1 protein-coding gene is annotated in these 281 nt (G+C 33.1%); it reads left to right on the forward strand.

Annotated features, from left to right (window positions below; translation table 11 throughout):
- A partial coding sequence (locus tag AOA60_RS23840; RefSeq protein ID WP_218240821.1) for a hypothetical protein occupies positions 1-281 on the forward strand: 281 nt, incomplete at both ends.

Here is a 281-nt window from a genome sequence, read left to right on the forward strand (position 1 = left end):
TTTAGAAAATGAAAAATTTGATGGTACAAGAAGACGAAGATTAACCTCACAAGAAATAAAACAAATTGCAGGTAGAGCTGGGCGAAAAGGTATTTATGATGTTGGAAAAGTTGCTTTTACCAGTGATATAAAAATGATGACGATGCTTTTAGAGAAACAAGATGAGTTAGTTCAAACTTTTACTATTGCTCCGACGAATACAATTTTTGAAAGGTTCCAAAGGTACTCTCGTGACTTAGGTTACTTGTTTTATTTGTGGGATAAATTTGAGAGTCCAAATG

This window comes from Pseudomonas sp. 2822-17, from assembly GCF_002742485.1.
GTDB lineage: Bacteria > Pseudomonadota > Gammaproteobacteria > Pseudomonadales > Pseudomonadaceae > Aquipseudomonas > Aquipseudomonas cyclaminis.